This is a genomic window from Flavobacterium sp. LC2016-01 (assembly GCF_009711135.1).
Taxonomy (GTDB): Bacteria; Bacteroidota; Bacteroidia; order Flavobacteriales; family Flavobacteriaceae; genus Flavobacterium.
Genome location: NZ_WMIC01000001.1, coordinates 472,174 through 491,339, shown reverse-complemented (window position 1 = coordinate 491,339; position 19,166 = coordinate 472,174). Strand labels below are relative to the sequence as shown.

Genomic DNA, 19,166 nt, shown 5'->3' with positions numbered 1-19,166 from the left:
AATTGGTGAATCGTTTAATTGTTTAACCGTTTAATCGCTAAACAAAAAAACAATTAACCGATTTAACAAATCAACGATTAAACAATAAAAAATGAGTTATATACTACCCTTACTTTCTGTACTTTTAGGTTATGGCGTGGCTTTGTTTTTAAAACCAAACAACAAAACCAATTTAAAGTTGTTGCTAGCTTTTAGCGGTTCATTTTTACTGTCTTTAACCGTAATGCATCTTTTACCGGAAGTTTACGAATCACATAATCATAATATTGGTTTGTTTATAATGGCTGGGATTTTATTCCAGATCGTATTGGAGTTTTTCTCCAAAGGTGCCGAACACGGGCACGTTCACGGGCATGCAAAAATGTCTCAAATTCCGTGGTTATTATTCATCAGTTTATGTATTCATGCCTTTTTAGAAGGTTTTCCGGTAAGTCATCATCATGATTTAGCGGTTGGTATTGCGATTCATCATTTGCCGATTGCCGTGATTCTTACCACGTTTTTCATCAATGCTGATCTTAACAAAAAAGCCATTTTTGCCTTCATGCTGACTTTCGCGATCATGACACCATTAGGCACAATTGCATCCGAATATCTAGCCTTTCTAAACAATTATTACACCGAAATAACTGCCATCGTAATCGGAATATTATTCCACATTTCCTCGACTATTATTTTCGAAAGCAGTGAAGGCCATAAATTCAACATCGCCAAAGTTTCCATGATCGTTCTCGGAATTCTATTGGCATTCTTTTTATAATAAATAAATTAGAGAATGTGTCAATTTGATAATGAGATAATTTTCTAATTTATTCAATATTACTTCAATGATTTTTTTCGAAAGCATCGAAGCTCATCAATTTAATGTCGCAAAAGTTTCCATGATTGTACTCAGAATTCTATTGGCATTCTTTTTTAATAAATAAATAAATAAATTAGAAAATGTGCCAATTCGATAATGAGATAATTTTCTAATTGACACATTTTCTAATTATCTAATTAATTCCCCGCTCTCTTTTTCTCCTCCTGATTTCCAAAAGCACGTTCTTTTATATTTATCTTTTTGTTACCAAAATTATAAACCACAGATAAACGTACAAATCTGTTACCCTCATTATTGGTATAGACTTGTTTTACACCATTTACAATCGAAGTAAAATCTTTTAAATAAGAAGTATTAAAAATATCGTTTGCCAAAAATGCAATTTGAAGCGATTTATTTAATAAATCCTGCTTAAATCCAATATCAAAACTTGAACTATATCCTATTTTATACAAACCACTTTCATAAGGCGTAGAATAGGAAAAATCAATCTGAAGTTTTGTGTTTTTTCCTAAAATAAGAGTATTATTGGTCGAAAAATCAATTTGCAGACTATTTGATGGTGTTGCATTTATATCTTTTATAAATTCAGTTTTGGCTCCTAAAAAATACAATGAATTTTCACTTGACCACCAATCTGCAAAACTTGCCGAATACGTTTCTCCAACACTATAATTTAAGCTTTTAAAATAATTTTCTCGTGTCACAATCTGCGTATTGGTTTCGGGATTTGATGTAAATAAAACGCCATAGCCATTTGTAATTGCATTTACAGAAACACTCGTTCTTAAAATTTCTTTATACGAATGTGAAAATTCAAAATTATCACTAAACGATGGTTTTAAAAACGGATTACCTTCTGAATAGCTGTTACTGCTGATATAAATACGAAAAGGATTCAATAAGTCAAAACGAGGTCTGTTAATTCTTTTTCCGTAATTTAAAGTAAAAGTATTGTTTTCATTTTTCTTGTACGAAGCAAAAACTGTTGGGAACAACTTCAAATAATCATTAATCGTTTCCTGATTTAAAGTTTCTGAAAAACCGTTTGTTTGTGTATTCTCTAATCTTAATCCAAGTTGGAAATTCCATTTTTCATCAAGTTTTTTATCAGCATTAATATAAATTGCCTGATTATTTTCGGTGTATTTAAATTGGTTCGATTGATTCGGATCTAATTCCGGAGTTCCCGTAATTGTATTATAATAAAGTACATCGCTTAAACTGTTTGTAAAACTTATTTTTGCACCGTAAGATAAATTCAACGCTTGAAGCGGATGTTCCATGTCTGCCTTAAAACTCACGTTATCAATATCCTGATTAGAAATATTTCGTCCTGATTGATTTACATCTATAAAAGTTCCATCTGATGCGTAATTGTTTGCAATAAAATCTCTATCAAATTTTGAATTGTAATTGAAATAATCAACATCAAATGATAATTTTCTGTTTAGAGGATCTAGTTTTGTAATCAAATGTGCGTTATAGGTCTGGTTTCCAGATCCTCTGTCTGCAGAACTATTATTAAGTGTATAATTTTCTAATTGATTTTGCGTATTATATCGGTCGATTCTAATATTTGATTTAAAATCCGGGTTATTTTTATCATTTACAAATTGAAAACCGATTGTTGTCTTTTCTGAAAAATCATAATCTAAGGCCAATTTACCTGATACATTTTCATTTTTTAGTTTTGTTGTCGCAGTCATTTTGGAAAGTCCATCCGCAAAATACACATCCGAAACTTCATCTACATTTTTATAACCTGTTTTTCCATTAACACTTGCTGAGAAACGAAATTTATTTTTGCTGTAAAAGAAATTATCCCTCAAAGTAAAATTTCCGTATTTATTTTGATCGTAAGAAACTGTAGTTGTATTTTTCCAGGAATCACGAGTTCCTTTTTTCATAATAATATTAATAAGTCCGCCAGTTCCTTCAGCTTCATATTTTGCCGGCGGATTACTGATAATTTCAATATTTTTAATATCACTGGCCGAAATTGATTTCAGAAAATTATTCAGTTCTTCGCCCGTTAATTCAATCATTCTTCCGTCAATCATAACGCGGGAAGTTCCTTTTCCTAAAATATTAATTGTATTATTCTGCACGACAACGCCCGGCGCAGTATTAATGGCGCTTAAAGCATCACCGCCCACATTTGTTACATTATTTTCAAGATTATAAACCAAACGATCTGTTTTTTGCTCTATTGTTTTCTTTTTAGATTGAATAACGACTTCTACCAAGTGGGTTTCACTTTGTTTCAAAATGATAATTCCTAAATCTGTATCTTTTTCTATGGAAATCTCTTTTTCAAAATCGGTAAATCCCAAAAGACTGATTCCAATTTTATAAGTTCCTTTTTTAAGATTAATTTCAAAAGTTCCATCTTGTTTGCTTGTTGTTCCGTCAATTATTTTTCCTTCTGAATTTGAAATTGATATATCTGCCCATTCTAATATTTCTTTTTCACTTGTTATTTTTCCTTTTAATTGAAGGGATTGTGCTAAACAAAATAGTGGCAATAATAAGAAGATAAGGAGGTTTGCTTTTTTCATGGTTTCTAATTTTAAACTTGTTTCGATTAATTTGAAGCAAAGTTGCCTTAGAAATTTTCCAGATTCGACCGACAAAAAAAAGTCGAACCAATTTCTATTCAGGAAATCGGTTCGACTTTATTGGGTATGAAGTACGACTTTTTACAAAGCTTTAATTATGAAGCATTTCGGTACGCTGTTGGCGTTAAATTAGTATATTTTTTAAAAGAGGTATTAAACGAAGATTTCGAATTAAAACCAACTTCGTATAAAATTTCTAAAACAGTAAGATCACTTTTAGACCCATCTTTTAAAATATTCATGGCTTTTTGAATGCGATATTCATTTACAAAATCAAAAAAATGCTGATCCATTTGGTGATTGATCAAAACAGACAAATCCCGAACCGGAATATCAATTTGATTGGCCAATTCCTGAATCGTAAGTGACGGATCAAGATAAGGCTCCTTCTCTATCATATAATTTTTTAATACCGCAATTTGAGAAAGAACAGCTTCATCCTGATCATTTACTGTTTCGGTTATCTCATTATTTTCTTTATTTTCTTTAGGAAGAAAGTCTTTAGTTAAAGGCAATCCGGAATTAATTCCTCGAAAAAGTTCTGGATGATTTAATGCTTTCATTACAAACCAGCATATTACACTTAAAGCCATAATTACCATTAAAACATTTCCCCAAAGAAAAACATCTCTTGAAGCAGTATAACGCAACAAATTCTTTGAAGCTGTAATAGAATGCATTACTACAAAAACACAATTCATTTGAAAAAGCCATTTGTAGGTAGAAGTACTGGGATTAGTATAATTTTCGAGATAGATTTTCTTGTATTTTCTTAAAATCAAAAATATGCTGACAATGTAAAACCAATATTGGCATTCGATTAGAATCTGAAAAAAATACACTTCAGGCATTGTACTGAAACTAGCTAAAAATTGCTGTTTCTCTATAACTGATTTTAAATAAAATCTGGGCATTAAAACTATATTCATTACTATAAAAGGTATTAAGTATAGTAAATGTTTCCATTTCAAACGAAAATCAGAATAGCAGACTGCAAAAACGTACAGATATATCAAAGGCATTTCTAGCAAACAAAATGTACTTCTAAAAATCTCTAAATGAATATATTCAGCTGGAAATGAGAAATCAAGAAGACCACTGAAATCAATTGCTGAAAAAGTTATAAAACAAGCAAATAATCGATTAGCTAATTTATTCTCTGTTTTTACGGTAAATAAAAAAAGTGCAAGCAGTAACGAAATAAAAACAGCAATCCGGGCAACCCCGTCCAAAAAAACTAACTTATCCATTTATCTTTTATATAATAACAAATATAATATTTTAGTTTATCTAATAAAGCTTTAAGAAAGTATTCGATGATAAAGTATGAAAACTACAAAATACAATGTTCTTTTAACAAAGATGTAAGAAAGAATTCGCAACAACCTAAACAAAACTTTAAATCTTTGTGACTTTGCGTTTCAAATTTCGCGATTGAAAGAAAAAACATTAATTTTGACGAGTCTAAACAACTGATAAAAATGACATTTACCAAAACTACTGAACTAGCATCAAAATATGAACATTTAGAACAAATGTCTGTTCATGAATTGTTATCCAATATTAACCAAGAAGACAAAACGGTTCCGTATGCGGTTGAAAAAGCGTTGCCTCAAATAGAAGCTTTAATTCCGCAAATAGTGGCTAAACTAAAATTAGGAGGCAGGCTGTTTTATATTGGAGCAGGAACTTCAGGACGACTTGGCGTTGTCGATGCTTCGGAGTGTCCACCAACATTTGGTGTTCCTTTTGATTTAGTAAACGGAATTATTGCTGGCGGTGATACAGCAATAAGACGTGCAGTAGAAAATGCTGAAGACAGTACCACAAATGCCTGGATTGATCTCCAAAAGTATAATATTGACGCTACTGATGTTGTAATTGGTATTGCTGCATCTGGAACAACTCCGTACGTTATCAGCGGTTTAGAGGCTTGTAATCAAAATAATATTGTTACTGGATGCATTACTTGCAACGCGGGAAGTCCATTGGCGTTGACTGCTCAATTTCCTATTGAAGTAGTGGTTGGTCCAGAATTTATAACTGGAAGTTCCAGAATGAAAGCCGGAACAGCTCAAAAACTAGTTTTAAACATGATTTCGACTGCAGCAATGATTCAACTTGGAAAAGTTAGAGGAAATAAAATGGTCGATATGCAATTGAGCAATGTGAAACTTGTGGATCGCGGTGTAAAAATGATTATGGAAGAAATTCCGGTTTCATATGATGAAGCTTCAGAATTATTAAAGAAATATGGCAGCGTGAGAAATGCTGTTGATAATTATAACAAGTAAAAGGTTTTCAATACCCAGTTTGTCATTTCGAGTGACGACAAACTTGAAACAAAAAAAACCTGAAACAAAAAAACATGGCAACAAATAAAGAATTATTAGGAAAAGGAATTAAATATTTATCTGGTTCGCTGCCATTACTATTTATTGGGCCTTCGTTGATTTATAATGCATTTATGAATCAACATACAAATTGGCACTATTTAGTTTTAGGAATTGGTATCGTAGCTTGTCTAAGTGCTATGTTTTTGATTTTTTATGGATTGAAAATCATTATGAAAGGTTTGTTTAATGACTAATTTCGTTCACTAAGCAAACTCCACAGATTTATCCCAAGGCTTCGGGACTATCGGGTTTAATATTGAAACCTTAAAAAACAAAAAACTTATTTTTATCCAAACAAAAATGGAAGACATAATTCACATTCAAAAAACATTCGAGAAGGTTATTTATATCGATAAAAAAATAAACAATCGGGAGTTTGAGGATTGTGTTTTTAAAAACTGTGATTTTTCTAACAGTAATTTTAATTCTAACAGCTTTTTAGACTGCGAATTTATTGACTGCAATCTTTCAATGACAAGTTTAGCCGGAACAAGTTTAAAAAATGTCACTTTTAGAAACTGTAAACTTCTTGGAATTGCTTTTCATGAATGTGACGATTTTTTATTTCAGGTTCATTTTGAAGAAAGTGTCTTGGATTATGCCATATTTTCCAACAAAAAAATGCCCAAAACCAAGTTTATTGATTCTTCGGTTCGCGAAGTAACTTTTATTGGAACTAATTTAACAAGTTCTGTTTTTGATAATTGCAATCTTGAAGGTGCTATTTTTAATGAAACACAATTGGCCGGAGTTAATTTTAAAACAGCCTATAATTATAAAATTGATCCCGAATTTAATCCAATGCGAAAAGCACAATTTTCTAATGATGGAATTGTTGGGCTTTTAGATAAGTATGATATTAAAATCGTATAAATATGGAAACTGCTCAATCTTATTTGGAAAGCGTAAAAAAGCAATTTTTATATTATAAAATGCTGGGCGAAAAAGCGATTGACCAATTAGAACCTCAACAGCTTTTTGTTGCTATTAACGAAGACACAAACAGTATTGCAACTATTATAAAACATATTTCAGGCAACATGCTTTCGCGCTGGACTGATTTTTTGACTTCTGACGGCGAGAAAGAATGGCGCAACCGTGACGCTGAATTCGAAAATGATTTACAGTCAAAAGAAGAAGTATTAGAAGTTTGGAATAAAGGCTGGAATGTTTTTCTTGAAACACTAAACAGTTTGAAACCAGAACAGCTTTCAGATATTATTTATATCAGAAATGAAGGTCACACTGTTATTGAAGCCATAAACAGACAATTGGCGCATTATCCTTATCATGTTGGACAAATTGTTTTTTATGCCAAACAATTGAAAAACAGCGAATGGAATAGTTTATCGATTCCAAAGAATAAATCTGGAAATTATAATGCTGAAAAGTTTGCCAAAGAAAAAGAAATCAAGAACTTTACAGATGATGAATTAAAGAGATTGAAATGATAGAATATTATGCAAATTTTGGCGGGACATGTTGGTGGATTTTAATTAAATTCTGTAAAACAAATTTAAGTGAAGAACAGAGTTTTAAAAACAAAAAAAGGAATTTGCTTTTTCTAACTTTTATAACTCTTGTAATTTTCTTTTTATTCTTTAATTAAAAAAGAACTTTTGAAAACTAAAGCCCTAGCCCTGATGGAAGCGGCATCCTTTTGTGGTGGGGTTCACCACAAAAGATACAGCGTACAGCAGGAATAAGCTCCTAAAAAAACTTATTTAAAATGAAAAAAATACTATTCCTTCTTCCGTTAATTGCATTAGCATCTTGTTATAACGCAGAACACAATTGCAAAGATTTTAAAAACGGAAAATTCAAGTTTGAGACTGAAGTAAACGGCGTAAAAAAAACGACCTTTTTTGAGCGAAACGACAGCATTGAAATCGAAACTTTTGAAGGAAAAACAGATACGGCAACTGTGCGCTGGGTTAGTGACTGCGAATACGTTTTGCAGAAAAAACATCCAAAAAATATGGCTGAAGAAAAAGCAATCAGTATGAAAATTTTAACGACTTCGAAAGATTCATACACGTTTGAATTTGGCTTAGTTGGCTCTGAAGAGAAACAGAAAGGCAAAGTTTATAAAGTTGAATAAAAATTAAAGTCCCAGATTGGGGCTTTTTTTTTTGATTTGCCACGAAGACACAAAGTCACAAAGTTTTTTTTACCATTACAGAAAAAACTTTGTCGCTTTGCACCTTTGTTCCTTTGTCCCCAAAAAAAGAAACGTGTTTATTTCACGTTTAAATTTTTAAATAGTATTTTAGGACTTTAAACTAACCAAATGAAAAATACCATTTCGCAAAGAGTTGCCGACTTTTTAAAGAATTTCCCGCCTTTTAATTTTTTACATCAAATGGATTTGGAGAAACTTTCGGAACAGATTTCTATTGTTTACAAAGAAAAAGACGCTGTGATTTTTGCTGAAAATGACAAAACTCATGATTCTTTTTATGTAGTTCATAAAGGTGCCGTTGCTTTGAAAAAAAGCACAAAAAATACGGTTTTAGATATGTGCGACGAAGGTGATATTTTTGGATTGCGTCCGCTTTTGGCGCAGGAAAATTATATTATGGAAGCTGTAGCACATGAAGAAACGATTTTATATGCAATTCCGATTGCGGTTTTTAAGCCTTATGCTCTTGAAAACAGAAATGTTGGCAATTTCCTTATTGAAAGTTATGCTTCGAACACGCGAAATCCGTATTCAGATATTCATAAAGATAAATTGTATGGAGACGATGATTTATTAAACGAAAATCGGCATTCAAATAACGATTCATTTGATTTAACACCAATAAAGTATTCAAAAAAAATTGTTACCTGTAGTCCGTCAACAACGGCTCGAGATGTTGCAAAAATTATGAATAAGAAAAAAGTCGGAGCAATATTAATTGTAGATGAAATGCTTCCGATTGGTATTTTGACAGATAAAGATCTTCGAAACAAAATCGTAACCGGCGATTATTCGATTATGACAACTGCCGAAACTATAATGACGAAACCCGTTATTACCTATCCTAAAAAAATGACGGTTACCGAGGCGCAAATGGCGATGATGAAAAGTAATATCAGTCATTTATGTCTAACAAAAGATGGAACGGTCAACACCAAAGCCGTTGGGATTTTATCAAAACATGATGTTATGGTGGCGCTGGGAAATAATCCAGCAGTTTTAATAAAAGCACTTAAAAGAGCTAAGAAAACCAAGGAAATAAAACCCATCAGAAACCGAATCATGCAATTGCTTCAGGGATATTTAGACCAAAATATTCCTATGACACTGATTTCTAAAATTATAACGGAGTTAAACGAAGCTTGTACTACACGCGTTATCGAGATTTGTCTGGAAAAAATGAGCAGTCCTCCACCTGTAAAATTTGCATGGCTGGCGCTTGGCAGTCAAGGAAGAGGTGAGCAAATGTTGCATACGGATCAAGATAATGCAATTGTGTATGAAAATGTTTCTGAAGTTTTTAGAGATGAAACAAGAATTTACTTTTTGAAATTTGCCTCTCTCGTTAACAAAGGACTTTTTGATATTGGTTATGATTATTGTCCCGCCGATATGATGGCTTCAAGTCCAAAATGGTGTATGAGTTTGGACGAATGGAAAAGCCAGGTATATCATTGGATCACCAATCCGGGCAAAAATGAGGTTTTACTTTCTTTCATTTTCTTTGATTACAGTATGACCTATGGCGATGCCGAAATCGTAAATCAATTATCGGATTCTATTTTTGAAAACGTAAAAGCAAACCCAATTTTTTATATGCATTTGGTAAGTGGTGCATTGCAAAGCCCTTCTCCTACTGGTTTTTTTAGACAATTTTTAGTCGAACAAGATGGTGCAAACAAAGATAATTTTGATATTAAACGAAGAGCATTAATGCCTTTAACCGATGCAGCGCGAGTTTTAATTTTATCACATTCGGTTAAATCGATCAGCAATACTGCAGAACGATTTGAGAAATTAGCAGAACTGGAACCGAACAATCGTGAATTGTATTTATCTTGTTCCTATTCGTTTAAGGCTTTATTGAAATTTAGAACCAAACAAGGACTTTTACACCATGATTCTGGCCAGTTTATTGCTTTGGAATCGTTATCAAAGATGGAAAAAATTAAGCTGAAACGTACTTTTAAAACCATTAAGGAACTTCAGGAATTAATTTCAGTGCGTTTTAATATTTCAAATCTGGTATAATCATGAGTTTATTCAATTTTTTCAAGAAAGAAGAAAATCTTTTTGATGAAAGTGTCACTATCGAAAACACGCGATTTGTAGTTTTAGATACAGAAACCACCGGATTTGACTATGAAAATGACAGAATATTATGCATTGGCGCATTAATTCTTCAAAACGGAATTATATCGATTCAAAATAGTTTTGAAGTATATATCGAACAAGATCATTACGACAAATCGACCGCTCAAATTCATGGTATTTTAAAAGCATTTGTGATTCAGCGTCCAAATGAATTAGAGGCTTTGCAACAGTTTTTGTCATTTTTAGGCGATTCAATTATTATTGCGCATCACACTATTTTTGATGTTACAATGATCAATAAAGCTCTCGAGAGAAATGGTTTGCCAGAATTAACCAACAAACGTTTAGATACAGCATATTTATATAAAAAAACCTTAATAAAGTCTCATTTATTTGAAAGAAAAGACCATTACACTTTAGACGATCTTGCGGATAAATTTGATATTTCTAAAAAAGACCGTCACACGGCATTGGGCGATGCTTACATTACGGCAATCGCTTTCTTGAAAATTGTAAAAAAGCTGAAAGAGAAAAAAGAAATCAATTTGAATTATCTTTTCAAATAGAAAACTTGACTTTAAGAAGTCAAGTTTTCTTCGATTTTACTTATCTATAAATAATCGATACGGAAATACATTTGAAGATCTATTCTTTAAATTTTTCATGAAACTATCACATAAATAATCCCATTCGTTGGTGCTCCGCCAGGCTATGTAGGCTATGAACAGGGAAGTTTGCTAGTAAACAGGATCAGACAAAAGCCTTATTCTATTGTTTTATTCGATGAAATTGAAAAAGCACACCCTTCTGTTTTTGATATTTTCCTGCAAATTATGGATGAAGGAAAATTACACGATCGTTTAGGAAAGGAAGGCGATTTTTCGAATGCCATTATTCTTTTTACTTCAAATATTGGTGCAGACCATATTGTGAATACTTTTAATAACGGAGAAATTCCGACTTCAAATTCTTTAATGGAAATTATGGGAAATTATTTCAGACCTGAATTTTTGGGACGTTTGACTGAAATAGTACCTTTTGCACCTATCAGTAAAGAAAATGCATTAAAAATATTCAATATACATCTTAAAAAAGAATTCTTAGATTTACTGACCAACATCAATATTCAAGTTGAAATTCCCATGGAGGCAAAACTTTACCTTGCCGAAAATGGTTACAGCGCCAAATACGGCGCAAGACCCATTAAAAGTATTATCAGAACACATTTAAGAAGGCCTTTAGCAAAAAAAATAATTTCTGGAGAAGTAAAAGATGGAGATATTATTTCTGTAAAAATTGAAAACAATGAAGTAAAATGGACTAAAGAAGAAGCGTTTTCTTCTCTTGAAAATTAAATCAAAAAAAACGCTAAGAACTTAATCTTAGCGTTTTCATTTCTTATTCTAAAACCAAACCTATTTGGCCGTCATCATCTAGTTCTGTTTCAACTGACTCATCATCTTCTGATAATTCTGGTTTTTCAGGAACTTCTTCGACAGGTTCTTCATAAGGCAAAGGCTCTAATAAATTAACTTGTTTCAGTTTATCTGCTGTTAATTGATTTCCTAAAGCTTTGAAGCCTTTTACAGCTATAAAATCCTCAACATCTATATGTAAATCTTCTTTTTGTACACCTTTTACTTTTGCAAAAACCAACTGTGCCAATGGACGATAATCTGTCGACACGATTTCTAACTGCGAATTTGGATGATCTGTAATAAAACTTTCTTCTTTTCCTTCATTTTCAACAAGGAAACGTTTTAAGAAATAACGTTCTTTTTCTCCATCATAATAAATAGCCGAAATTGGTTTTTTAGGTTTCCATTTTTCCAAAATAATCATATCTTCCTCAAAGTGAGTCGATAATTCCGGAATAATGACTTTTAATTTTCCAGTCTGACTAATTACTAGAATTTTATCACTTGGTTTAAATTCCCCAAGCAATTCTCCTCTTGCATCAACATTTAAACGTTTTACAGTATCATCAAACCAAACTTTTCTTGGCAGTAAAGTCGAAATTCCTTTTTCTTTTAATTCGATTTTCTTGATTGGATATTTGGTTACCAAATTCCCTTTTGAAGCACGTCCTTTGATCGCTAATTTAGCAAAATCAATATCGAATTTTAGCTTCTTAATCGTTCCAACCTGGCGTAATAATATGGTTACAACCTCAGCTTCGCCATTTGGATTATGCGAAAAATAAACCACTTGCGAACCGTTTGTTCCGTTAGTTAAATCATAAGCTTTGTCACGTGTTACACCTGAAACATTGAAACGCTTGATATATGATGGACCTGATTTTCCATCACGATACATCATATTATAAATGGTACGTTTATCGCTCTTGTCAAAAACTGCAACATGAATAATGTCTTTTCCGATAAACGTTTTGGCATCCACTTTTGTAACCATCAATGTTCCGTCTCGTAAAAACACGATAACATCATCGATATCAGAACAATCGCCTACATATTCGTCTTTCTTTAAGCTGGTTCCAACAAAACCTTCTTCACGGTTTACGTATAATTTTGTATTACGCAAAACTACTTTTGTAGCCTCAACGTTATCAAAAACACGAAGTTCTGTCTGACGTTCACGGCCTTTTCCGTATTTCTCTTTTAATTTGGTGAAATAAGCAATTGCAAAATCGGTTAAATGCTCCAAATTATGCTCTACTTCTTTCATTTCGTCTTCTAACTTCGCAATAAAATCATCAGCTTTATCAGAGTCAAAACGGGTAATACGAATCATCGGAATCTGAGTCAGTCTTTGTAAATCATCATCGTTAATTTCTCTGACAAATGATTTTTTGAACGGATCAAAACGATCATATAAATATTTATAAAGTGATTCTCTATCCGAATATAATTTGAAATCAATATACATTTCTTCACGAATGAAGATTTTTTCTAAAGTAGAGAAATGCCATTTATTTTTTAATTCTTCTAACTGAATTTCTAATTCCTGACGAAGCAAATCAACTGTTCTGTGTGTTGAAATTTTCAACATTTCAGAAACACCAATAAACAATGGCTTATTATCTTCAATAACGCAACCTAAAGGCGCTACAGAGGTTTCACAGGCTGTAAAAGCAAACAAAGCATCAATTGTTTTGTCTGGAGAAACGCCCGGGAAAAGATGTATTAAAATCTCAACATCGGCAGCGGTATTGTCTTCAATTTTCTTGATTTTGATTTTACCTTTATCATTGGCTTTCAAAATACTGTCAATTAAACTCGATGTATTGGTAGAAAACGGAATTTGTGTAATCACCAATGTATTTTTGTCTAATTGCGCAATTTTTGCACGCACACGCACACGTCCACCACGAAGTCCGTCATTATAATTGGACACATCGGCAATACCTTGTGTCATGAAATCAGGATATAACGTAAAAGATTTTCCTTTTAAAATCTTGATTGAAGCATCAATTAATTCATTGAAATTATGAGGCAAAACTTTAGTTGAAAGTCCAACCGCAATTCCCTCTGCTCCTTGTGCCAAAAGCAATGGAAATTTTACAGGAAGATTGTTTGGCTCAGCACGACGACCATCATACGAAACGCCCCAATCAGTGATTTTTGGAGAATACAAAACCTCCAAAGCAAATTTAGATAAACGTGCCTCAATATAACGCGAAGCTGCTGCTCCATCGCCCGTTAAGATATTCCCCCAGTTCCCTTGACAGTCAATCAATAAATCTTTTTGACCAATTTGCACCATTGCGTCACCAATACTCGCATCTCCGTGTGGGTGATACTGCATGGTGTGACCAACGACATTGGCAACTTTATTATAACGACCATCATCCAGCTCTTTTAAAGAGTGCATAATACGACGCTGAACCGGTTTAAATCCGTCCTCGATAGCAGGAACTGCACGTTCCAGAATTACATACGAAGCATAATCCAAAAACCAGTCTTTGTACATTCCCGTTACTTTGGTAATAACGTCTTCTCCTTCTTCTTCCTGATTTTCGTAAAAATGCTGTCCTTCGAAATGTTTGGCATCTACGTTGATAATCTCATCGTCATCTCCATCCTGATTATCATCCATCAGGTTTTCATCTTGATTATTCTCGTCGTCGTTTGGAATTATGTTATCGTCTTCTTCGTCTTTCATTTTATATGCTGAATTATTTCAGTAAACTATTTCTTTTATTCATAATTATCGTCAAAATATTTTATACCAGCTTTTTTAAAAAGCTCTTCCATTTGACTAAAGCAAAAGCCATTGTAATTTTCAAGATTTTTTGATTCTCTAAAACCTTTACATGACAAACAAAGCTCTTTATAACCAATTATTCTATTTTTTTGATCTCTAAAAAGTATCATATGCCGTGGCATATAACAATCTGAAGGTAACTCTTCTACCCTACAGCTATCCTGAAACATTAATTCCAGTAATTCTGATTTCAATACTGAATTTAATAATACCCTTTCTTTAACCTTTGTACTATCAAAATTCAATTTAAAATGAACAACTAGATCTTTTGTATATTTATTATCCTTCTTCGTAATTTTTCTATCCCATCGCATTCGATCTTCATAAGACAAAACCTCGACTTTAGATAAATTCTTTAAAGGAAAATCTTTTCTTTTGATTGCTTCACTTTTTGATTTACTCACTTGTGTTTTCTCACTTACGATTGAAGATTCTGTGTTTTCTTTTTTACAGGAAATAAGTATCACGATAAAAATCAAAAAAAATGCTTTCCTCATAAATTAGATTTGGATTTTAGCTTTTAAACTTCCTCAAGCTCATCAATCTCAACCTTCAGATTCTTGATAATAAACTCTTGTCTGTCTGGCGTATTTTTCCCCATATAGAAAGACAACAATTGCTCAATTGAAGTATGCTTGTCCATCATAACCGGATCAAGACGAATGGTGTCTCCAATAAAGTTTTTAAACTCATCTGGCGAAATCTCTCCCAAACCTTTAAATCGGGTGATTTCTGGTTTTGGTTTTAGTTTTTCGATAGCATCTTTTCTTTCCTCTTCAGAATAGCAATAAATCGTTTCTTTTTTGTTTCGAACCCTGAAAAGCGGTGTCTGCAAAATATACAAATGCCCTTCTTTGATTAACTCAGGGAAAAACTGAAGGAAAAACGTAATCAACAACAAACGAATGTGCATTCCATCGACATCGGCATCGGTTGCAATTACGATGTTGTTGTAACGCAGTTTTTCTAATCCATCTTCAATATCAAGCGCTGCTTGCAGTAAATTGAATTCTTCATTTTCATACACAATTTTCTTTGTCATTCCGTATGAATTCAAAGGCTTACCACGTAAACTGAAAACGGCTTGCGTATTCACGTCGCGCGACTTTGTAATGGATCCAGAAGCCGAATCTCCCTCGGTAATAAAAAGCGTGCTTTCTAAGTTTCTTGGGTTTTTAGTATCTGGAAGATGCGCTCGGCAATCTCTTAATTTTTTATTGTGAAGATTGGCTTTTTTAGCACGATCTGTCGCTAATTTTCTAATCCCTGACAATTCTTTTCTTTCGCGTTCTGCCTGAAGAATTTTGCGTAATAAAGCTTCAGCAGTCGGCGGATTTTTATGCAGATAATTGTCTAATTTGGTTTTGATAAAATCATTTACGAAAGTACGAACCGAAACCGCCGGAGTTCCATCATCAGAACCCATATCTGTAGAACCTAATTTGGTTTTGGTCTGAGACTCAAAAACCGGTTCCATAACTTTAATACTAATCGCACTTACAATCGATTTACGAACATCAGAAGCTTCGAAGTTTTTGTTGTAAAACTCACGGATGGTTTTTACAATTGCTTCTCTGTAAGCTGCTAAGTGCGTTCCTCCCTGCGTCGTATTCTGACCGTTCACAAAAGAGTGATATTCTTCGCTGTACTGCGTTTTACTGTGTGTAAGCGCAATTTCGATATCGTGATCTTTCAGGTGAATAATCGGATATTCTAAATCATCTTCACTGATTGTTTCTTCTAATAAATCTCTAAGACCATTTTCCGAAATATATTTTTCTCCATTAAAAATAATTGTCAGACCATTGTTCAAATAACAATAGTTTTTAACCATTTTAATGACATATTCTAAACGAAATTTATAGTTTTTGAAAATCGTTTCGTCTGGCGTAAAAGTTACTTTTGTTCCTTTACGTTTTGTAGTATCGACTATATCTTCTTCTAAAACAAGATTTCCGGCAGAAAACTCTGCTCCTTTTTGCTTGTCATCACGAACAGATTCTACACGGAAATAATTCGAAAGTGCATTAACCGCTTTTGTTCCGACACCGTTCAAACCAACCGATTTCTGAAAAGCTTTAGAATCGTACTTTCCACCTGTATTCATTTTCGAAACTACATCGACTACTTTTCCTAACGGAATTCCACGTCCGTAATCACGAACCGAAACCGTTTTATCCTTTATAGTTACTTCAATAGTTTTTCCGGAGCCCATTACGAACTCGTCAATACAGTTATCTAAAACCTCTTTTAAAAGAATATAAATACCATCATCTGGAGAAGAACCGTCTCCTAATTTCCCGATATACATTCCCGGACGCATACGGATATGTTCTTTCCAGTCGAGTGATCGGATATTATCTTCGGTATATTGATTTTGCTCTAGCATAAGGTGAATTGGATTTTTGGCTAATGTACCATTTATCGGCAAAAAATGAAAGCGTATTTTTTCTTTTGTTACGAATAATAACAGCTTTTTAATCTATTTAAATTGATTTTAAAAAAATACGACCGTTAAAAATATAAAAAATCAGCTATGAAACAAAAAAATACTATTTGATTCCAAGTACTTCTTTTGCCAAAGCAATCATTTCGGGCGTTCCCGTGTTTTTATTTTTTTCGTCAGAAAGTTTCACAACGCCCTGCCAATGTGTATTGTCAGGTTTTGTATCGGTCAATTTTATTACCATATTCATGGCTGGAAGCCCAACATCATTAGTGAAATTTGTTCCGATTCCGAATGACATTTTTATTTTGTCATGACAGAAATCAACTATCGTTTTTACTTTTTCGTAATTAAGAGAATCAGAAAAAACAATTGCTTTTGATTTTGGATCAATTCCCATTTTAGTATAATGTGAAATCACTTTTTGTGCGAACTCAATCGGGTCACCGCTGTCATGGCGAACGCCGTCAAAAAGTTTGGAATATTTTTTATCAAATTGGGTGAAAAATATATCGGTCGTATAAGTATCTGTCAAAGCAATTCCGAGGTCACCGCCGTACACTTGTGTCCAATGTTCCAGACTTATCAAATTGGCCATTTTAAAGCCATACTGCGCAGCATGAAACATAAACCATTCGTGCGCATGCGTTCCTAAAGGCCGTTTATTGTTAAGCATTGCAAAATGCACATTACTGGTTCCGAGGAAACTATGCCCGCCAAAAGTTTGCAAAGTTTCGTTTACCAATGCATGAACATCGTACGAATGACGGCGTCTTGTTCCGAATTCTAAAACCGAAACTCCCAGTTTATTGTAATTATCGATTTTATCTTTCGTAAGACTTTTTATGGCTTCGTCGTTTAGACGGATTAAGTGGTTTGATTTATAAAAAAGCTCCGAAATTAAGGACATCAACGATACTTCCCACAAAATTGTTCTGTACCAAAAACCTTCAACGGTAACTTTAATTTCTGAGCCTTCCTGACTGATATGAACTTCAGAAGGATCATAAATAAATCCCTGCAGAAAGTCTAAATAAGTTGGATCCAGATAAGGACAATGATGGGCTAAATAATGCTTTTCTTCTTTTGTTAAACGGAGATCTGCCATTGCATCAACTGATTTTCGAAGCAGATCTGCGAAACCGGGCGGAAAAATATGTTTTCCTCGATTTATAAATCCGTATCGAACTTTCGCCTTTGGGAAAAGTCGGATTACAGCATGCTGCATCGTAAATTTATAGAAATCATTATCTAAAATTGATTTCAAAAAAGTTGTTTCCATGGCCTATTAATTCAAATCCTGAATTGCTAAGATACGGCAATTCAAGAAAAGAAGAAAATCCAATCAAATAAAGCTTTCTAACTCTTACTTTGGAATTACCTTAAAAGCAGCAAAAGATTTTCCATTAAGGTAAAAAGTAATAAATCGTCCCAGTTTTCTCGCATAAGTAACCTGAAACTCCATTATTCCATCTTCTACTTTTGAATTTTCTACCTTAATTTTTTCATCTTTTTTATCAAGATAATACAAGTCATCTATTTTGGAAAGATTTTTTAATTTAAAATTTATTTTATCTCCCTCATTTGCACTGACAACCCCCGAAAAAGGCATCAAAACTTCGCAGTTTTCTTCTATAAAATCATTGTATATAAGAGGTCCGTTCAAAAACGCTGCTTTATTCCCTGTATTTCCTTTATACATCGCACTCTCTGCATAATGTTTGGCATTAAAGTATTTCGGATCCATGTCAAAATAGATCGGAGTAAATTTTTTGATTAGCACTTTTCTACGATAATCATAACTTCCCTGGCCCCATGTAGCATCAACTAAAACCCATTTTCCATCTACCTGAACCGAATTCCATGCATGATTTAAGATATAATTTCTTCTGCCGATATCTGTCAATTCGACTTTAGCATCTCCATGTATCACCTGACATTTTAAGCCTGACAACAAAGCCAAATGCTCGTATAATTGAGCAAAACCTTCGCAAACCGCTTTTCTTGATCGAAATGCTTTTTGTGCTGTTTTTGCATTTTGCAGCTGTATTTGCTTGGCTGCATCAGAATCACTGCTCGAAATTTCTTTTGGTTTAGGAGGATCTAAAAATGTATCCAAATCATATTCTAAATTTAACGCAATCCAGCTGTAAATTGCTCTTGCTTTATCATGTTCTGTGGTAAAATCATTTTTAATTCTTTCCGCTAATTTTTCAGTGCTTCCAAAATCAGGATATTTTAAAACGATACTATCAATAGCACTGTACTGTTGCGAATAAGAAGAACTTATAAAAATAAAATTCAAAAGGAATGCTAAAACAATTTTCTTTATTGTCATTATACTATTAGGTTTTAGAAATGGGGTTAAATGGGGAAACTC

General features: G+C 33.0%; 15 protein-coding genes and 1 pseudogene. 9 read left to right on the top strand and 7 right to left on the bottom strand.

Annotation, left to right across the window (positions count from 1 at the left end; genetic code table 11):
* The first annotated feature begins 91 nt into the window (after positions 1-91).
* A complete protein-coding gene (locus tag GKZ88_RS02155) occupies positions 92-760 on the top strand; it encodes a ZIP family metal transporter (RefSeq protein WP_155100755.1) in 669 nt (222 codons plus the stop codon).
* Positions 761-999: 239 nt separating this feature from the next.
* Here the strand turns inward: GKZ88_RS02155 and GKZ88_RS02150 are convergent, their stop codons facing one another.
* Together GKZ88_RS02150 and GKZ88_RS02145 are read right to left on the bottom strand one after the other, a co-directional pair.
* Positions 1,000-3,384, bottom strand: a complete 2,385-nt coding sequence (locus tag GKZ88_RS02150; RefSeq protein WP_155100754.1) for an outer membrane beta-barrel family protein — start codon at positions 3,382-3,384, stop codon at positions 1,000-1,002.
* Positions 3,385-3,539: 155 nt separating this feature from the next.
* Positions 3,540-4,694 carry a helix-turn-helix domain-containing protein gene (locus tag GKZ88_RS02145; protein ID WP_155100753.1) on the bottom strand — a complete coding sequence of 385 codons (1,155 nt, stop codon included), beginning with the start codon at positions 4,692-4,694 and terminating at the stop codon, positions 3,540-3,542.
* 231 nt (positions 4,695-4,925) lie between these two features.
* Between GKZ88_RS02145 and murQ the strand changes: the two genes are divergently transcribed.
* The 8 genes and pseudogenes from murQ to GKZ88_RS02105 form a co-directional block, all read left to right on the top strand.
* Positions 4,926-5,738: an N-acetylmuramic acid 6-phosphate etherase gene (gene murQ, locus GKZ88_RS02140; RefSeq protein ID WP_155100752.1), complete on the top strand. Its 813-nt coding sequence runs from the start codon at positions 4,926-4,928 to the stop codon at positions 5,736-5,738.
* 74 nt (positions 5,739-5,812) lie between these two features.
* Positions 5,813-6,034, top strand: coding sequence for a DUF6095 family protein (locus tag GKZ88_RS02135; protein WP_017498392.1), 222 nt, complete (start codon positions 5,813-5,815; stop codon positions 6,032-6,034).
* 106 nt (positions 6,035-6,140) lie between these two features.
* The gene (locus GKZ88_RS02130; protein WP_155100751.1) at positions 6,141-6,713 is read left to right on the top strand and encodes a pentapeptide repeat-containing protein; all 573 of its coding nucleotides are present in this window, start codon (positions 6,141-6,143) and stop codon (positions 6,711-6,713) included.
* 2 nt (positions 6,714-6,715) lie between these two features.
* On the top strand, positions 6,716-7,291 hold the full coding sequence (locus tag GKZ88_RS02125) for a DUF1572 family protein (protein ID WP_155100750.1): 576 nt from the start codon (positions 6,716-6,718) through the stop codon (positions 7,289-7,291).
* Positions 7,292-7,569: 278 nt separating this feature from the next.
* Positions 7,570-7,941: a DNA topoisomerase IV gene (locus GKZ88_RS02120; RefSeq protein ID WP_155100749.1), complete on the top strand. Its 372-nt coding sequence runs from the start codon at positions 7,570-7,572 to the stop codon at positions 7,939-7,941.
* Positions 7,942-8,130: 189 nt separating this feature from the next.
* Positions 8,131-10,053 carry a DUF294 nucleotidyltransferase-like domain-containing protein gene (locus GKZ88_RS02115; RefSeq protein WP_155100748.1) on the top strand — a complete coding sequence of 641 codons (1,923 nt, stop codon included), beginning with the start codon at positions 8,131-8,133 and terminating at the stop codon, positions 10,051-10,053.
* Positions 10,054-10,055: 2 nt separating this feature from the next.
* Positions 10,056-10,682, top strand: coding sequence for a 3'-5' exonuclease (locus tag GKZ88_RS02110; RefSeq protein WP_155100747.1), 627 nt, complete (start codon positions 10,056-10,058; stop codon positions 10,680-10,682).
* Positions 10,683-10,811: 129 nt separating this feature from the next.
* Positions 10,812-11,471, top strand: a pseudogene (locus GKZ88_RS02105) (AAA family ATPase); the annotation flags it as partial.
* Positions 11,472-11,514: 43 nt separating this feature from the next.
* Here the strand turns inward: GKZ88_RS02105 and GKZ88_RS02100 are convergent.
* The 5 genes from GKZ88_RS02100 to GKZ88_RS02080 all read right to left on the bottom strand — a co-directional run bounded on the left by GKZ88_RS02100 (position 11,515) and on the right by GKZ88_RS02080 (position 19,124).
* Positions 11,515-14,238: a DNA gyrase/topoisomerase IV subunit A gene (locus GKZ88_RS02100; RefSeq protein ID WP_155100746.1), complete on the bottom strand. Its 2,724-nt coding sequence runs from the start codon at positions 14,236-14,238 to the stop codon at positions 11,515-11,517.
* Between the two features lie 35 nt (positions 14,239-14,273).
* On the bottom strand, positions 14,274-14,837 hold the full coding sequence (locus GKZ88_RS02095) for a hypothetical protein (protein WP_155100745.1): 564 nt from the start codon (positions 14,835-14,837) through the stop codon (positions 14,274-14,276).
* A 23-nt stretch (positions 14,838-14,860) separates the two neighbouring features.
* Positions 14,861-16,729, bottom strand: a complete 1,869-nt coding sequence (locus GKZ88_RS02090) for a DNA topoisomerase IV subunit B (protein WP_155100744.1) — start codon at positions 16,727-16,729, stop codon at positions 14,861-14,863.
* A gap of 163 nt (positions 16,730-16,892) precedes the next feature.
* Complete coding sequence (gene pncB, locus GKZ88_RS02085) at positions 16,893-18,068, bottom strand: nicotinate phosphoribosyltransferase (RefSeq protein WP_155100743.1); 1,176 nt, start codon at positions 18,066-18,068, stop codon at positions 16,893-16,895.
* An 84-nt stretch (positions 18,069-18,152) separates the two neighbouring features.
* On the bottom strand, positions 18,153-19,124 hold the full coding sequence (locus GKZ88_RS02080; protein WP_155100742.1) for a transglutaminase domain-containing protein: 972 nt from the start codon (positions 19,122-19,124) through the stop codon (positions 18,153-18,155).
* Positions 19,125-19,166: the final 42 nt, after the last annotated feature.

Excerpts from the sequence above, each read along its gene's own strand:
- GKZ88_RS02155 (WP_155100755.1), top strand. The coding sequence starts at position 92 with ATGAGTTATATACTACCCTTACTTTCTGTACTTTTAGGTTATGGCGTG.
- GKZ88_RS02150 (WP_155100754.1), bottom strand. The coding sequence starts at position 3,384 with ATGAAAAAAGCAAACCTCCTTATCTTCTTATTATTGCCACTATTTTGT.
- GKZ88_RS02145 (WP_155100753.1), bottom strand. The coding sequence starts at position 4,694 with ATGGATAAGTTAGTTTTTTTGGACGGGGTTGCCCGGATTGCTGTTTTT.
- murQ (WP_155100752.1), top strand. The coding sequence starts at position 4,926 with ATGACATTTACCAAAACTACTGAACTAGCATCAAAATATGAACATTTA.
- GKZ88_RS02135 (WP_017498392.1), top strand. The coding sequence starts at position 5,813 with ATGGCAACAAATAAAGAATTATTAGGAAAAGGAATTAAATATTTATCT.
- GKZ88_RS02130 (WP_155100751.1), top strand. The coding sequence starts at position 6,141 with ATGGAAGACATAATTCACATTCAAAAAACATTCGAGAAGGTTATTTAT.
- GKZ88_RS02125 (WP_155100750.1), top strand. The coding sequence starts at position 6,716 with ATGGAAACTGCTCAATCTTATTTGGAAAGCGTAAAAAAGCAATTTTTA.
- GKZ88_RS02120 (WP_155100749.1), top strand. The coding sequence starts at position 7,570 with ATGAAAAAAATACTATTCCTTCTTCCGTTAATTGCATTAGCATCTTGT.
- GKZ88_RS02115 (WP_155100748.1), top strand. The coding sequence starts at position 8,131 with ATGAAAAATACCATTTCGCAAAGAGTTGCCGACTTTTTAAAGAATTTC.
- GKZ88_RS02110 (WP_155100747.1), top strand. The coding sequence starts at position 10,056 with ATGAGTTTATTCAATTTTTTCAAGAAAGAAGAAAATCTTTTTGATGAA.
- GKZ88_RS02100 (WP_155100746.1), bottom strand. The coding sequence starts at position 14,238 with ATGAAAGACGAAGAAGACGATAACATAATTCCAAACGACGACGAGAAT.
- GKZ88_RS02095 (WP_155100745.1), bottom strand. The coding sequence starts at position 14,837 with ATGAGGAAAGCATTTTTTTTGATTTTTATCGTGATACTTATTTCCTGT.
- GKZ88_RS02090 (WP_155100744.1), bottom strand. The coding sequence starts at position 16,729 with ATGCTAGAGCAAAATCAATATACCGAAGATAATATCCGATCACTCGAC.
- pncB (WP_155100743.1), bottom strand. The coding sequence starts at position 18,068 with ATGGAAACAACTTTTTTGAAATCAATTTTAGATAATGATTTCTATAAA.
- GKZ88_RS02080 (WP_155100742.1), bottom strand. The coding sequence starts at position 19,124 with ATGACAATAAAGAAAATTGTTTTAGCATTCCTTTTGAATTTTATTTTT.